This window comes from Paenibacillus sp. FSL L8-0470 (assembly GCF_038008625.1).
In the GTDB taxonomy this organism is placed as follows: Bacteria; Bacillota; Bacilli; order Paenibacillales; family Paenibacillaceae; genus Paenibacillus_AQ.
Genome location: NZ_JBBOZM010000001.1, coordinates 5,799,871 through 5,815,491 on the forward strand (window position 1 = coordinate 5,799,871; position 15,621 = coordinate 5,815,491).

Annotated in this window: 12 protein-coding genes; 1 reads left to right on the plus strand and 11 read right to left on the minus strand. The window is 51.4% G+C overall.

The genetic code is table 11. The features are described 5' to 3' along the window. Positions 1–58 precede the first annotated feature (58 nt). Positions 59–340, minus strand: a complete 282-nt coding sequence (locus NST99_RS26465; RefSeq protein ID WP_038595570.1) for a CD3324 family protein — start codon at positions 338–340, stop codon at positions 59–61. A gap of 501 nt (positions 341–841) precedes the next feature. Between NST99_RS26465 and NST99_RS26470 the strand changes: the two genes are divergently transcribed. Next, positions 842–2,860 carry a methyl-accepting chemotaxis protein gene (locus tag NST99_RS26470; protein WP_341095647.1) on the plus strand — a complete coding sequence of 673 codons (2,019 nt, stop codon included), beginning with the start codon at positions 842–844 and terminating at the stop codon, positions 2,858–2,860. A 74-nt stretch (positions 2,861–2,934) separates the two neighbouring features. Here NST99_RS26470 and NST99_RS26475 read toward each other — a convergent pair whose 3' ends face one another. From NST99_RS26475 to NST99_RS26520, 10 genes are all read right to left on the minus strand, one after another. Continuing rightward, positions 2,935–5,130, minus strand: a complete 2,196-nt coding sequence (locus tag NST99_RS26475; RefSeq protein ID WP_341095649.1) for a HelD family protein — start codon at positions 5,128–5,130, stop codon at positions 2,935–2,937. A 159-nt stretch (positions 5,131–5,289) separates the two neighbouring features. Beyond that, positions 5,290–6,591: an NCS2 family permease gene (locus NST99_RS26480; protein WP_341095651.1), complete on the minus strand. Its 1,302-nt coding sequence runs from the start codon at positions 6,589–6,591 to the stop codon at positions 5,290–5,292. Positions 6,592–6,730: 139 nt separating this feature from the next. Then, complete coding sequence (locus NST99_RS26485) at positions 6,731–7,486, minus strand: tRNA threonylcarbamoyladenosine dehydratase (protein ID WP_341095652.1); 756 nt, start codon at positions 7,484–7,486, stop codon at positions 6,731–6,733. Between the two features lie 65 nt (positions 7,487–7,551). Further along, positions 7,552–9,330 carry an aspartate--tRNA ligase gene (gene aspS / locus NST99_RS26490; protein ID WP_341095655.1) on the minus strand — a complete coding sequence of 593 codons (1,779 nt, stop codon included), beginning with the start codon at positions 9,328–9,330 and terminating at the stop codon, positions 7,552–7,554. Between the two features lie 100 nt (positions 9,331–9,430). Further along, complete coding sequence (hisS, locus tag NST99_RS26495; RefSeq protein ID WP_341095657.1) at positions 9,431–10,684, minus strand: histidine--tRNA ligase; 1,254 nt, start codon at positions 10,682–10,684, stop codon at positions 9,431–9,433. Between the two features lie 756 nt (positions 10,685–11,440). After that, the gene (locus NST99_RS26500; protein ID WP_341095659.1) at positions 11,441–11,890 is read right to left on the minus strand and encodes a hypothetical protein; all 450 of its coding nucleotides are present in this window, start codon (positions 11,888–11,890) and stop codon (positions 11,441–11,443) included. Positions 11,891–11,940: 50 nt separating this feature from the next. Next, the gene (locus tag NST99_RS26505; protein ID WP_341095660.1) at positions 11,941–12,447 is read right to left on the minus strand and encodes a type 1 glutamine amidotransferase domain-containing protein; all 507 of its coding nucleotides are present in this window, start codon (positions 12,445–12,447) and stop codon (positions 11,941–11,943) included. Between the two features lie 158 nt (positions 12,448–12,605). Then, positions 12,606–12,761, minus strand: coding sequence for a hypothetical protein (locus NST99_RS26510; RefSeq protein ID WP_341095661.1), 156 nt, complete (start codon positions 12,759–12,761; stop codon positions 12,606–12,608). 181 nt (positions 12,762–12,942) lie between these two features. Beyond that, complete coding sequence (gene dtd, locus NST99_RS26515) at positions 12,943–13,386, minus strand: D-aminoacyl-tRNA deacylase (protein WP_341095662.1); 444 nt, start codon at positions 13,384–13,386, stop codon at positions 12,943–12,945. A gap of 21 nt (positions 13,387–13,407) precedes the next feature. Beyond that, the gene (locus NST99_RS26520) at positions 13,408–15,588 is read right to left on the minus strand and encodes a RelA/SpoT family protein (protein ID WP_341095664.1); all 2,181 of its coding nucleotides are present in this window, start codon (positions 15,586–15,588) and stop codon (positions 13,408–13,410) included. Positions 15,589–15,621 lie beyond the last annotated feature (33 nt).

Sequence of the window (15,621 nt, forward strand, 5' to 3'; positions counted from 1 at the left end):
AAAAAGAGCATGACCTCGCCTCCTCCGGCGGTGCCATGCTCTTTGTTCAAAGTTCAGGCTAGCGGTTCAGCGCCAGCCGCATTTTTGAAATAATCTTGCGGATGCTTTCTTCGGATAAGTGGTATCTCTTCTGCAGCTCGTTCACCGAGCAGCCGCTGCTGTGACTGCAGAATATCTCCTCGTTCCGGCTGGCAATCTCCTGCCTGGATCCGCTGTTCTCGCCCCATCTTACCCGTTGCTCAGTTTTCTTGGGGATGTATAGCAATTCACCCTGGATGTATCCCTGAAGCTCTTCGAGCAGGCCCGGGGGGAGCACATCCTTCCCATTTACATAACTCACTTTTTACTTCCTCCTTCAACAGGTGTGTCCCTTTGTGTCCGACGACTGCTTGCAATGAATTGATCACGTCACCTGCCTCCTTTCTTCAGCTCATATTTGGTAAATACCGTAAGTTCATTATATAAAAACCATTGGATAGCGTCTACATTCGGTTTTGATCACAACTTTATGTGAATTATTTATTTCTATGTTTTTTAAAGAAGGAGGCCTTTCGGCCTCCTCCGGTTATGCGGATTTCCGTCTTAGACGGAAACCACCTCGTATACTGAAATCATTTCAATCAGCCTCCTTCCAGAGTAATCTGCCCGGCCGGACACTTATTATTAAGCCATACCCGGGGATAGGTTACAAGTTCAAGAACAGTTATAACTGTTCTTCACCAGATCGGAACTTATTTTTTTAAAAAAAATCTAAAAAATAAGTCGATTAGTGTCGAAATATAAAAGTAATTATCTATTAACTAATAGATATGGAAGTAATTAAAAGCAGGAGGAATATAATATGAGAGCTAAAAGGCACATCCTCAAACAAGTATTCCGCATCAAGAAACTCAGAACTGAACTAATGGCTTTTATCATTACCGCCATTGCAGTTCCTTCGCTTGTACTAGCTGTCAACTCTTCAGAAACTTCCAAAACAGAGCTGCAGGGCAAAATGAAAGAAACTACAAAATCGAGCATTCATCTTCTCGATAAGACACTTGAGCAATTAATACAGCTGGAGAGCAGCAATGTGAATCAGCTTGCCTATCAAATTACTGCGGCGGATCTGACAGCGAACTCTCCACGCGTACGGAATCAGATCAACAAATTCAAAGCGGAGCATCCTGAGATCGACATCGTTGCTTTAGGCAACAGCGATGGCAAGTTTATGTTCGCGCCTGATTCCAAACCAAACGACTATGATCCCCGGGTCCGCGACTGGTATATTGACGCGCTGAAGACACCGGACCGCACATCCGTTATCAACCCGATTTTCTCCAAGGTTACAAACTCCTTCATCCTGCCGATCTCCAGAGCCTTTCAGGACGGCAAAGGGGTAGCTACAATCAGTTTGAGCATGAGTGGGCTTATGGAACTGGCGCAGAATGTCAGCCTCGGTTCCAGCGGTTATGTATATATACTGGACAGCAGCAATAAGGTTATCTACCATCCCACTCTGGAGGTAGGAAGCCCCGTTACAGGCGGGCTGCTGGATACGCTGAATGCGGCCCCGGCAGGCAAAGTGTCTTACAAAGACAGTGCCACAGACCAGGTAATGGACGGCTTTTACATTACGAATGAACTTAGCGGCTTTAAGCTGGTCGGTGTGCTGCCCGAGAGCGAGTATGCAGAGGCCGTTTATCCTATTTTGTATAACTCAGCTATCGTTTTGCTGGTTGCGCTGCTTCTGGCCGCTGCAGTAACGTTCTTCATTATCCGCCGCATTACCAAGCCGCTTGAGCAGCTGAACCGTTCGGCAAAGCGTGTCAGCGAGGGTTATCTGGACGAAGTGGTCCACACCACACGTAAAGATGAAATCGGGCAGCTTGCGGGCAACTATAATGCCATGGTAGCGTCGCTTCGAAAGATGGTGCAGGATGTGGCCGAAACATCAGGCCAGCTCGCAGCTGCCAGTGAGCAGCTGACAGCCAGCACCGGCGAGAACAGCAAGGCAGTGGAGTATGTCACCGGACTGGTGGAGGAATCCACCCGCGGTGTGGAAACCCAGGCCTATGCATCCTCCGAGGTAGCCGTAACTATGGATGAAATGTCCGAAGCCATCCACAAAATTGCTTCCGCTTCCCAGGCCATTGTAAGTGCCGCAGTACAGACTGAACAGGTTGTGAACACCGGAAGCACCAGAGTGCAGCATGTCAGCGAGCAGATGAAGACAATCCGCCAGTCCGTTCAGCAGTCCGGCGGACTGATTTCCGAACTTAACGGGCTTAGCACAAAGGTAGCAGAAGCAAGTACAGCGATCTCCGCGATCGCGAAGCAGACCAATCTATTGTCGCTCAATGCAGCTATTGAAGCTGCCCGTGCCGGAGAACAGGGCAGAGGATTCGCCGTTGTTGCCGGAGAGGTGCGGAAGCTGTCCGAAGCCTCCCATGTCAGCGCGGGTCAAATCCAGGAGACCATTACCGAAATGGTCGGCCTGATCGCCAGCGCCTATGATGTAATGAAACATAAAGTGGCCGAAGACGTTGAGCAAGGCATGAACCTGGCGCTGGAAGCGAGCGATGCCTTCATCCAAATTGAGCAGTCTACCCGGCACGTGGGCGAACAAATTCATGAGGTTTCGGCGATTACCGAGCAAATGTCTGCCAGCTCGGCAGAAGTGGCTGCCTCCGTACAGGAGATGGCTGCCATCTCGCGGGCAGCGCTGGATTCCTTCCAGAGCGTAACAGCTGCAACGGAGGAACAGCTTGCTTCCATGGAGGAGATTACGGCCTCCTCTACAGCGTTGTCCGCTATGGCTTCCGATATGCAGCAGCAGGTGGAACGGTTCCATATCACGGAACAAAACGAGATGAAATAAGATGTTCTCACCCTATAGAATATAAAAAGTGGACCGCCCTGTTTATGACAGGCGGTCCGCTTTTTATAGTTGCACTACTGTGATTCAGGCCAGCCGGAGACTGTCTCTTCTCCAAGCAGCTGTACATAAGGCGGCAGCTGCCCGTCATGCAGCAGCCACAGTTCATGCAGCGCACGGGTACAGCCGACATACATCAGCTTCGCGTCCCAGGCCGCTTCCCCGTAATGTCCGCTGTCCGCGTCTGCCAAGATAACAGCGTCGAACTCCAGCCCTTTGGACAGATACACCGGCAGTACAGACAGCCCGCCCTGATATTCAGTCATGCTGCCGTCAATCAGGTGAAGATCATCAAACTGTCCGGCAAGCGAGTCGTACAGCTCAGCAGCTTCCCGCAGGCTGCGGGTTAAGACAGCCACTGTGCGGTATTCACGCCCGGAGAGGGCCCCCAGAGCCGTTCTGACGGCACTGAGGCGCTCACTCCCGGCTGCTGTTGCCGCCGGCTGGCGATCGGCGTAAGAGATCAGCCGGACCGGGTTGCCGCTGCGGAAGACCGGAACGGCTAGCAGGGAGCTGCCAACACCGGAAGACAATATGCTGTTGGCAAATTCAATGATTTCCATGGTGGACCGGTAGCTGCGGGTCAGTGCATGATAGGCCGTATGTTCCGGTGCAAACAGCGTCTGCATCTCTTCCCAGGCATGTACGCCCTTGTAGGCATGTATCCCCTGTGACAAGTCGCCCAAAATGGTAAAGGAATGACCCTTCACATACAAATCAAGCACCGCAATCTGGAAAGGCGAGAAATCCTGCGCCTCATCAATAACGATATGGTCAAAGCGGTCCCCGCCTTCATTTCCGCTGAGCAGATAATGAATATAGAGCAGCGGCGGCAGATCCTCTTCGCGCAGGATGCCTTTTTTGAGCTCCTTGACCGTTTCCTTCAGCACGCCTTGCGGAATAATCTCCGGGGCTTCAGGCGGCCAATGCTCCGGAACCTTTGCCGCCCGGAAAATCTGCTTATAGATCATAAGCGGATCATATTTGGGCCACTTGCCGCTGTAGGTCTTCTCGCGTGCCGCTGCTTTTTTCTTGCGTTCCTTCAGCGCTGCCTGCGAAGGGCTCTTCTTCAGCTCCATCTCAATCCAGCGGTGAATTCTGGCCATCACACGCTCTTTGCGTTTGGCCGGCGGATAGGGGGCGTATTCCTCGTTATGCCAGCGCAGAATCATCGAACGCCGCAGTACCGCACCTTCCCAGGGAATGAAATCCCCCTCCGGCACCGCACCGGTCTCAAGGAGCTTGATCGTGGATTCAATAATCTCCATCAGCACCGTCGAACCCTTGAAGCGGCCCGGTGTTTCTTCAGTAATCACCGGCATGCTGCCTGCCGTTTCGAACCAGCGGTTCATCGTTTCCGCTGTATCTTGCTCCGGCAGTGTGATCCCCAGCACGTCCGCAGCCCAATCCGGGAAGGTACTCTGGGCAATGTTGCCCACGCCAAGCTCCGGCAGGACATCCGAAATATAATCCAGGAACATCCGGTTCGGGGCGAAAATAATCATTTTCTCCGCGGAGACCTGTTCCTTGTATTGATACAGCAGGAAAGCCAGGCGGTGCAATGCAACCGTTGTTTTTCCACTTCCGGCCACACCCTGAATGATCAGCGCCGTATTCTTTGCGGCACGGATAATCTTGTCCTGCTCCTCCTGAATCGTCGAGACGATATCGCGGAGACGGTTGTCCTTATTCTCGCCCAGGCGGTATACGAGAAATTCATCGGATACGGCCGGGGCGTCGCTGTCGCGGTTGTAGGTATCCGCCACCCGCTCCAGGATTTGCTTGCGGATCACCACGTTGCGTTTTAAATATACCAGCCCCTCAATCAGCCCCTCCGGGGCTTCATAGGAGGCCGGCTCAGTTCCGCCTGTAAACGAATAGAACAGGCTTGCTACCGGTGCGCGCCAGTCAATGACTAGCGGACGGTCGCTTACCTGTTCTCGGTCTACGCCGATTTTGCCAATATATAGTGCCTTGCGTTCGTCCTCGTCATTGCCCTGAAAATCAAGCCGTCCGAAATAAGGCTCCTGCCTAAGCTTGGCAAGATCTTTGCGCCTCTGTTCTCTGGAATCCTCCAGCACTTGCTCGGTATACTCGCTTCCTGTGTACACCGGTATGCTGCGCAGTCTCTCCAGGACAGTGTCGATCTCTGTAAGCGCGCTGTTCAGCCTGTCTTCTTCCTCTTGATAGGCACTTTGAAAGTCGTCTTCCAATTTCAGTTACCTCCTAAAAGTAATCTTAAAGAATGATCTCGTGCAAGACTGGCTTCACTCACACAAAAAGGATACTCATCATATCACAACAGACCGGTCAAATCCACATATTTCAAATTCTAGTATACAGGCGAGTCTGGATAAGCTGCTCCACCAGGTTTAACCCATTAAAGCATGCAATACAAAATTCGCCACAAAAAGTCCGGCGATGCCGTACAGCGCAGGCGGCACTTCCTTGCCCCGGCCCATAGCGAGTTTAACGATGGGATAAGTAATGAAGCCAAATGCCATACCGTCGACAATGCTGTAGGTGAACGGAATCATCACCATGATCAGGAAGGACGGAAACAGCTCGGTCATATCGCTGAGATCCATTTCACGTACGCTTTGCACCATAAGACCGCCGATTACAATCAGGATCGGTGCGATGGCGCTGTCCGGCACATAAGCCAGCAGCGGGATGAACAGGAAGGTTGCCCCGAACAACATGCCGGTAACCAGCGAGGTAAGCCCGGACTTGCCGCCGGCCGCGATGCCTGCAGTCGATTCTGCGGCAGCGACTACCGGACTGCTGCCGAACAGGCCTGCCGCTATATTAGCGATGGACAACGCGCGCAGGCTGCTCTTGAATCGCTCCGGGCGTCCTGCCATCAGCGTCTGGGAAGAGATCAGCCCGATATTTTCAAACACGACAATCAGCAGCAGCAGGAACACGGCAATCACGAACACAAGGCTGAACCCCCGGCTCAAGTCCATTCCTGCAAATACATCACCATAGCCGGAAAACACATGGCCGGAATCCGCCTGATCCGGGGCATGCGCCGCACCTAACAGATAGGCAAGTCCTGTGCCCACAATCATGCTGATCAGCAGTCCCCCGCGTGTTCCGCGGATGAACAGCACCAGTGCCAGAACCAGGGTTACGCAGGAGGTTATCACAGCAGGGTCGCTGAAATGTCCGATCGCGACAAATGTCGTCCGGTGGGCGATGACGATTCCGCTTTTTTGCAGGCCTATGAAGGTCAGAAACAAGCCGATTCCGACAGTAATCGCATGCTGCAGATTATGAGGAATAGCGTCACTGAGAATACGGTACAGTGAGGTGAACGCCACAATTGCAAACAGCACCCCGGTCACAACTACAACAGCGAGCGCTTCCCGCCAATCCAGCTTCATGGAATGCACCAGCGTATAGGTGAAAAAGGCATTAATGCCCATTCCCGGCACGACGATAATCGGTGTCTTACCGCCGAAGGCCATAAGCAGACAGCCGGTAATTGCCGTCAGCAGCGTAGCCACCATACCGGCCCGCAGCGGCATCCCCGCATCATGCAGAATAGCAGCGTTGACCATAACAATATATACAGAAGCAAAATACGATAGGATCCCAGCCGCCCATTCCTGTTTCCAGTTGTCGCCCGGCTCCAGGCCAACGCTATTTCGCCAAAAATTCGATTTCATGCAAATACCTCCACTGATGGTAAATTCCTGCGTTGTTTCCGGATTTCAAAATCACAATAAAAGGGCGTAAGCAGCCGGAATCCGGCTGCACGCCCTTTTGTCCTTTGGTTAGTTCGAGCTAAGATAAGCCTGCTTTCGTTTATACGTTTACTCCGCCAGCCTTCAAAAGGTCCTGTACGGCTACACTCACCATAATAAGTCCAACTACCGGAGGCACAAACGAGTTGCTGGCAGGCGGCAGTTGAGCCTTGCGTCTGTCCGGCGCATCTTCGGGAACGATTTGCTCGGTCACATCCACACGCGGTTTCACCGGCTTCTCGGTGGAGAAGACAACCTTGACACCTTTTTTGATTCCATCCTTGCGCAGCTTTTGGCGGATCACACGGGCAATCGGGTCCATCTCCGTCTTGGAAATGTCAGCCACCTTAAAGCGTGTCGGGTCCATTTTGTTAGCTGCGCCCATGCTGGAAACCATCGGGATTCCCCGGCTTAGGCATTCTTTAATGAGATGGATCTTGTAAATAATCGTATCCGAAGCGTCGATGACGAAATCGGGCTTGTATTTGAAGAGCTCCTCATAGGTTTCTTCGGTGTAGAACATATTCAGGGCAATGGCTTCGCATTCCGGATTGATCAGCTTGACACGGTCCACCATCAAATCCGCTTTTTTCTGTCCGATGGTTGTCGTAAGCGCATGAATCTGGCGGTTGATATTGGTGATATCCACTGTGTCTTTATCAATCAGGATAATGCGGCCTATACCTGTACGGGCCAGAGCCTCAACCGACATGGCCCCTACGCCGCCAATGCCGAGCACAGCCACTGTACTGTTCTTCAAAATCTCCAGACCTTCCGGTCCGATGGCCAGCTCCGTACGCGAGAACTGATGCAGCATGATGTAGCGCCTCCTTCAAAAAGCCGGCGAAGCAGCGCTGCCGCTCCGCTTAGGCCTGGTTAGATTTAGTTCTTTACCTTCTCCGGCTTCGGAGCCAGCTTGATGTGCAGCTGTTCCAATTGTATTGCATCTACCGGTGCCGGTGCATCCATCAGCAGGTCAGTCGCACTTGCCGTCTTAGGGAAGGCAATGGTTTCGCGCAGGTTGGTACGGCCGGCAAGCAGCATTACGAGACGGTCGAAACCAAAGGCAATCCCGCCGTGCGGAGGTGTTCCGTATTCAAATGCATCCAGCAGGTAGCCGAATTTCTCGTATGCAACCTCCGTTGAGAAGCCGAGTGCATCGAACATTTTTTCCTGTACCTCACGTTTGTAGATACGCTGAGAGCCGCCGCCTACCTCGTACCCGTTAAGCACGATATCGTAAGCCTGGGCACGGATAGCACCCGGATCAGTCTCAAAGAGGTGCAGGTCTTCATCCATCGGACGAGTGAACGGATGATGTTCTGCCACATAACGTTTCTGGTCTTCGTCGTAGCTAAGCAGCGGGAATTCAGTAACCCATGCGAACTTGAACACATTGTCGTCAATCAGGCCAAGCTGGCGTCCGATCTTCAGGCGAAGTGCACCCAGTACATCGGCTACCACCTTTTTATTATCAGCAGAGAAGAGCAGCAGGTCGCCTTCTTCGGCACCGGTACGTTCCTTCACGGCAGCAATTTCTTCCTCGGTGAAGAACTTCACGATAGGCCCCTTGAATTCGCCATCCTTCACTTGAATCCAGGCAAGTCCTTTGGCTCCGTAACGCGCGGCATAAGGTCCAAGATCGTCGATCTCTTTACGGGTCCAGGTACCGCAGCCTTTAGCGTTGAGGCATTTTACTTCTCCGCCCTTCTCGATCACAGAGGCGAATACTTTGACGCCGCTGCTGGCTACGATGTCATTCATTTCAACCAGCTCCAGGCCAAAACGCAGGTCTGGCTTATCTGAGCCGTATTTGCCGATGGCTTCGGCATAAGTCAAACGCTGGAACGGCAGGGCAATTTCGACGCCAATCGTTTCTTTAAGCAGGCGCTGCATCAGGGTCTCCATCATCGACAGCAGATCATCCTGCGGCATGAAGGAAGACTCGATGTCGACCTGGGTGAATTCCGGCTGGCGGTCAGCGCGCAAATCTTCATCACGGAAGCAGCGGGCGATTTGATAATAGCGCTCAATACCGCCGACCATCAGCAGCTGCTTGTAGATTTGCGGCGATTGCGGAAGTCCAAAGAACTCGCCTTCATGTACCCGGCTCGGCACCAAATAATCACGGGCGCCTTCAGGTGAACTTCTGGTCAGGATTGGTGTTTCGATATCAATAAAACCTTCGTTGTCCAGGAAATCGCGGAAAATCTTCGCCGATTTGGAACGAAGCAGCATCGTTTTGTACATCTCCGGACGACGCAGGTCGAGATAGCGGTATTTCATACGCAGGGATTCATCCACTTCCACACCGTCTTCGATGAAGAACGGCGGCGTTTTCGCGGCATTGAGTACTTCAATATCCGTAATCTGCACTTCAATCTCTCCTGTAGGCAGGTTGCGGTTAATGGTTTCTTCGTCCCGCTTAACCACTTTCCCCGTAACAGCGAGCACATACTCACTGCGCACTTTATCTGCAATTTGCAGCGCTTCGCCGGAATAGTCGGGATTGAAAACGATCTGTACGATTCCGCTGCGGTCGCGGAGATCAATAAAAAGTACGCCCCCAAGGTCGCGGCGGGTCTGCACCCATCCGTTCAGAGTTACGGTCTGGCCGATATGCTCCGGCGTCAATTGTCCACAGTGATGGCTTCTGGTCATAATATATTCTACCCCTTCATGGTTAAAAGTAACTGCGCTTATATGAATCAGTGAAGCCTTCTTCCTCTTGCAACAATACAATTACTTCATGCCAAGCTGTCTAGTCCAGCGACTGTCCCAGCTCTTCCAGCTTGATGGTCCGCTGCTCGCCAGTAGCCATTGATTTCAGCGCAATGACGCCGCTGTTCAGCTCATCTTCACCAAGAATCGCTGTGTACCGAGCCGACATGCGGTCGGCCGATTTCATCTGCGCCTTCATCTTGCGGCCCAGATAATCCCGCTCTGCAGAAAAGCCAAGACTGCGCAGAATGAACAATTGATTCGTAATCTCCAGATCGGCCGCTTCGCCAAGTGCCACGAAGTATACATCCAGCGGCTTCACCGTCTCCAGCTCTACCCCTTGATTCTCTAGAATCAGCAGGATCCGCTCCAGCCCGATGCCAAAACCGATGCCCGGCTGATCCGGACCACCGATTTCCTCCACCAGACCATTGTAACGGCCTCCGCCGCCGACCGTGTCGATAGATCCGATGCCGGCTGCTTTATATTCAAACGCTGTATGCGTGTAATAATCCAGTCCGCGTACCAGACGGGGATTAATGCTGTACTCCACACCCATGATATCCAAATGCATTTTGACCTTCTCAAAATGAGTTGTGCATTCTTCATCCAGGCTATCCAGAATGGAAGGCGCACCGCCGAATTTGTCCTGGTCGACCTTGCAATCCAGCACGCGCAAGGGGTTGCGGTCCATACGCCGCTGGCAGTCACTACAAAGGTTGTCCCTCATCGGTCTGAGGAAATCCAGCAGCTTCTCCCGGTACGCCGCACGGCTAGGTACGTTGCCCACGGAGTTCAGCTCTACCCTTACATCCCTCAGTCCCAGATCCTTATAGAACTGGTACCCTAGAGAAATCACTTCCGCATCAATCGCCGGATCTACTGCTCCAAATGCCTCGATGCCGAATTGGTGAAATTGGCGGTATCTTCCCGCCTGCGGACGCTCATAACGGAACATGGGACCGATATAATACAGCTTGCTTACATCCGGCTCACCGTAGAGCTTGTTCTGAACATAAGCACGGACCACTCCGGCCGTTCCTTCCGGACGGAGTGCCAGATCGCGGTCGCCCTTATCCTTGAAGGTGTACATCTCGCCTTCTACAATGTCTGTTGTTTCTCCTACACCGCGTTCGAACAGCGCAGTGTGCTCGAACATAGGAGTGCGGATCTCCCGGTAATTGAACCGGCGGCAAAGATCCCTGGCCTTCCCTTCAACATACTGCCATTTCTCAACCGCACCCGGAAGCACATCCTGCGTGCCTGTCGGTTTCTCGAATCTTTCTTTAGCCACAGCCTATCCCTCCTGAAAATAACCCCTCTGCCTGTCTGTTTGTCAACTTCTAAAAAAAACAAAAAATCCCTCGCCCTGTTTATATCAAACAGGGACGAGGGATTATTATCAACCTAATAATACACCCGTGGTACCACCCACATTCCGAATCCATGCAACTGCCTGAATCCGCTCTAAGCGGTTAACGCCCGCCTACGCGCAATCGGCTACTGACTTCCGGCAATCTTCATTGCCTGCTTTCGCCGTGCGTTCTCGGGGAGGTCATTCATCCGTTCATCAACAGAATCCTTACAGCCGGGCGGAAACGGTAAGCTCATCCTACGGTAGGACGATTTCCATCTCTGCGGGGGATTCCTCTCTGGGGTTGTGGGGTACGGATTACTTGGTCCCGTCATCAAAACTATATGACAATCTGTATATTGTTAGATTCTACTGAACCACTGCGCTAAAGTCAAGGAATCCAATAAAAAAAGCTATTACAAAAAAAGTGACCTACAGCCGATTGCTGCAGGTCCATCATCATATATTATAAAAAAGGGGGTCATGCTTCTATTATAAACACGCTATATTAAGGAATCATGAATGTAATATTACGGTTGTATTACAGAAAAGAAAGCGTTTTATAAATCTGGACAATCCAGAAATCAAAGAAATATTACTATTCTTGGATTTTAAAAAGCTCCGCCAATCCCTGTAACGGATTTGGCGGAGCTGTAGTTTCGCAACTATTCATCTGCGAGAGAGCGTGCTCTCTTTTTAATCAAAGATTTCCACGTAAGCACGCTTCCGGCGCAGCGTCTCGATAATCTCATCCTGTTTGCCGTCAGCCACCTTAACTTCCATGACATAACGAAGATCGTCCAAATCCCTGTCATCAAATTCAGCATGATTCCGGACATCACCCGCACTGCGGTTATCCAAATCATCAGGACCGTCATTCGCATCGATTGCCGGTACAATAGGTGCACCAACAATCGGGCCGGAGCCTGCAACCGCACCCGTAGCGCCAAATGTGCCACCGGTCATCGCGGAGTTGTTATAAGGAACCAAGGGAATCAGGATATTATTTCTGTAATTTCCGTCTGTTTTTAAAGGATCCGTCAGCGGGGATACTTCCAGATTATCCACTCCGTAAGGAATCAATGCCGTCTTAGCGCCTTCTGCTTCATCTTCTGTTCTGAAATAAGCCTGGATTCTTCTACTCATTGTCGTTCCCTCCTTGGATTGTTGTTTAGATTTTTGGGGCCAAGCTTTTATTACAACACCTTCAACAGCTCACGCACAAATGCGGGCTCATCTTTCGGTGTGCGTGAAGTAATGTAATTGCCGTCCACGACGACCTCTTCATCCTTAAATTCCGCTCCGGCGTTAATAACATCATCCTTAAGTGGCGGATAGGAAGTCACCGTGCGGCCTTGCAGCAAGTCTGCACTGATCAGGATTTGCGGTCCGTGGCAGATGGAGGCAATCGGCTTGCCTGTTCCATCGGCTTCCTTCACAAAGCTCAGGATATCAGGGTCGAGCCGTAAATTTTCCGGGGATGAGCCTCCGGGAATAACCACAGCGTCATAGTCTGCTGCTTTCACCTCGCTGATGGCTTTATCGGCTGCATAGGACACACTGCCTTTTTTGCCAAGCAAGGTTTCGTTTTTCTTCAGACCGATGATCTCCGCCTGATGCCCTGCTTTTATGACTTCATCGTAAGGTACCTTCATTTCGGAATCTTCAAAACCGTTGGCGAGCAGAAATGCAACTTTACTCATGAGATTAATTCTCCTCTCCACTTTTCTGTTCTCGTCTTCTTATTACCCTTATTGCAGCGCTTTCTAACGAAGTGAAGCTGCTTACCTTTCTTTTCATCCCTCTACGCTATAAAAAGAGTTACGCCCAATATGCCAAAAACCGCAGCCTCCCAAGCATTTCAAGTGCGCGGCAGGAGGCTGCGGCTTCTTCCTTTCAACACGTCAGTCTCTAGTTGCTCCACGGTCCCTTTGGCCGCCGCAGCGGCTTCTGCAGCACTTCCGGCCGCATATGCCGGCAAGACGCTCCATACCCATGCTTTCTGTGATTGTCTCATGCTGGACTCCCTGCTCCTCGGCGAATTATGGCTCTACCTTAGTTTATCCAGCCCAGGACCCGCCTATCCGCAGGGAAAAAGCAAAGGATGCCTATAGGGTCCTTAGAACAGAACCCCATGCGGCATCCTCGGGTGCACGTAAACAACTTAAATTTTGCTAAAGCGGCAATTAATTCCGCAGCTAACCCCGGCTGTCCAGAATCAGGGTGACAGGGCCCCAATTGGTCAGTGATACATCCATCATTGCGCCGAACACACCTGTTTCCACCGTAAGTCCGCTGTTTCTCAGCTCATGGTTGAAATAGTCGTAGAGCTGCTTTGCCCTAGCGGGTGCTGCGGCAGCCATAAAGTTGGGGCGCCGGCCTTTACGGCAATCTCCATACAGCGTAAACTGCGACACGGACAAGATTGCTCCGCCGGTCTCGGTGACGCTGAAGTTCATTTTGCCGGCTTCATCTTCAAAAATGCGCAATCCGGCGATCTTGTCAGCCAAATATTTAGCATCCTTCTCCGTATCCTCATGAGTAACGCCGACAAGCAGCATCAGGCCTTGGCCTACAGCTCCAGTGACTGTCCCATCCACGGTAACTTTCGCTTCCTTGCAGCGCTGCACGACCACTCTCATTGGTGTGTTCCACTCCTTGCCTTATTGCATAATGCGGTTAACCGTATATACATCCTTGACCCGTTTCAACCGATCGACCACTGACTGCAAATGGTCTGTATTGCGGATAAGGATCGTCATATGAATCATCACCATCTTGTTCTTGTCGGAGCGTCCGGTGACCGCAGAGATGTTAGTCTTGCTCTCTGACACCGCCTGCAGCACTTCATTGAGCAGGCCGTTGCGGTCATGGCCGGTAATCTCAATATCAACACTGTAGTTAGCTTCCATACTGCCTTCCCATTCCACTTCAATTACACGTGCCGACTCTTCTCCGTCACCATCGCCCGGAATGTTCGGACAATCCTCGCGGTGGACGGAAACGCCGCGCCCGCGCGTCACATAACCGATAATGTCATCGCCAGGCACCGGATTGCAACATCGTGCAAAACGGACCAGCAGATTATCAATTCCTTTTACACGTACTCCGTTGGTTGGCTGATTCCGTTTCTCTCCGCTGGACTTAATTTCCTTCATCTCAGAAGTAAGCTCCAGATGTCCCGCGGCCTCTTCCTGATCCTTGCGCAGCTTCTCCGTAAGCTTGGAGGCGATCTGCGCCGCAGTAATCCCTCCGAAACCGACTGCCGACAGCATGTCTTCCAAATCGCCAAAAGCAAATTTCTTCGATACCTCAGTCAGCTTATCTTCCGTAAGCCAATCCGATACTTCAACATTGAGGCGCTTCAGCTCACGTTCGATCGCTTCACGGCCTTTTTCAACGTTCTCCTCGCGTTTCTCCTTCTTGAACCATTGCTTGATCTTGCTCCGTGCATGCGAGGATTGTGCGATCTTCAACCAGTCCCGGCTGGGACCATACGAATTCTTCGAGGTCAGGATCTCTACAATATCCCCGGTCTTCAGCTTGTGATCCAGCGGCACGATCCGCCCGTTCACCTTGGAGCCGATGGTCCGGTTACCTACCTCCGTATGGATACGGAAAGCAAAATCAAGCGGAACGGAACCTGCCGGCAGCTCCACAACCTCGCCCTTCGGGGTAAATACGAAGACAAGGTCGGAGAAAAAATCCATTTTGAGCGATTCGACAAACTCTTCCGCATCCTTGGCTTCATGCTGCAGTTCCAGGATTTCGCGGAAGAACGGCATCCGGTTCTCCGGATTAACGTTATTGCTGTTTCCTTCTTTATAAGCCCAATGGGCGGCAATCCCGAACTCGGCGGTACGGTGCATCTCCCAGGTACGGATCTGCACTTCCGTTGGCTCTCCGCCTGGACCCACTACCGTCGTATGCAGCGATTGGTACATGTTCGCTTTGGGCATGGCTATATAATCCTTGAAACGTCCGGGCATCGGCTTCCAAAGAGTATGAATAATGCCTAATGTGGCATAACAATCCTTAATGTTGTCGACGATAATGCGGATGGCAAGCAGATCATAGATTTCATTAAACTGCTTGTTTTTGGTGCTCATTTTGTTATAGACACTGTAAATATGCTTGGGACGTCCCGACAGATCGCCTTCAATGCCCATTTCATCGAGTTTGGCACGAATGCGGCCGATTACACTCTCAATGAACATTTCACGTTCCGCCCGTTTTTTATGCACTAAATTAGCAATACGGTAGTATTGCTGCGGATTCAGGTAACGGAGAGCGATATCCTCCATTTCCCATTTAATCGCTGATATTCCCAAACGGTCTGCAATGGGACAGAAAATCTCCAGCGTTTCATAAGAAATACGGCGCTGGCTTTCTTCTGACTGGTACTTCAGAGTCCGCATATTATGCAGACGATCCGCCAGCTTGATGACAATAACGCGGATATCCTGAGCCATAGCAATGAACATTTTGCGGTAATTCTCGTTCTGCTGCTCTTCCTTGGAACGGAAACGGATGCGTTCCAGCTTTGTCAGACCATCAACCAGCATGGCACAGGTATCGCCAAAATTCCCGCGGATCTGCTCCAGTGACACCGTTGTATCTTCTACGACATCATGCAGCAGCGCTGCAATAATGGAGATGACATCCATCTGCATATTCACGACAATATCTGCGACCGCGAGCGGATGCAGAATGTATGGCTCCCCCGATTTCCGAACCTGCCCGTGATGAGCCTGATCGGCAAATTCATAAGCTTCCCGGATGCGGAGAAGATCTTTTTCTTTTATATAGGCGCTAGCCTTTTCAATTAATTGCTCTATGCCCATTCTCGTCGTATCCGTTTCCTTTCTATAAAGAAA

Coding starts and splice junctions, on each gene's coding strand:
- aspS (WP_341095655.1), bottom strand. CDS start 9,330: ATGACCAGAAGCCATCACTGTGGACAATTGACGCCGGAGCATATCGGC.
- NST99_RS26520 (WP_341095664.1), bottom strand. CDS start 15,588: ATGGGCATAGAGCAATTAATTGAAAAGGCTAGCGCCTATATAAAAGAA.
- dtd (WP_341095662.1), bottom strand. CDS start 13,386: ATGAGAGTGGTCGTGCAGCGCTGCAAGGAAGCGAAAGTTACCGTGGAT.
- NST99_RS26510 (WP_341095661.1), bottom strand. CDS start 12,761: ATGAGACAATCACAGAAAGCATGGGTATGGAGCGTCTTGCCGGCATAT.
- NST99_RS26485 (WP_341095652.1), bottom strand. CDS start 7,486: ATGCTGCATCAGTTCTCGCGTACGGAGCTGGCCATCGGACCGGAAGGT.
- NST99_RS26505 (WP_341095660.1), bottom strand. CDS start 12,447: ATGAGTAAAGTTGCATTTCTGCTCGCCAACGGTTTTGAAGATTCCGAA.
- NST99_RS26500 (WP_341095659.1), bottom strand. CDS start 11,890: ATGAGTAGAAGAATCCAGGCTTATTTCAGAACAGAAGATGAAGCAGAA.
- NST99_RS26480 (WP_341095651.1), bottom strand. CDS start 6,591: ATGAAATCGAATTTTTGGCGAAATAGCGTTGGCCTGGAGCCGGGCGAC.
- NST99_RS26470 (WP_341095647.1), top strand. CDS start 842: ATGAGAGCTAAAAGGCACATCCTCAAACAAGTATTCCGCATCAAGAAA.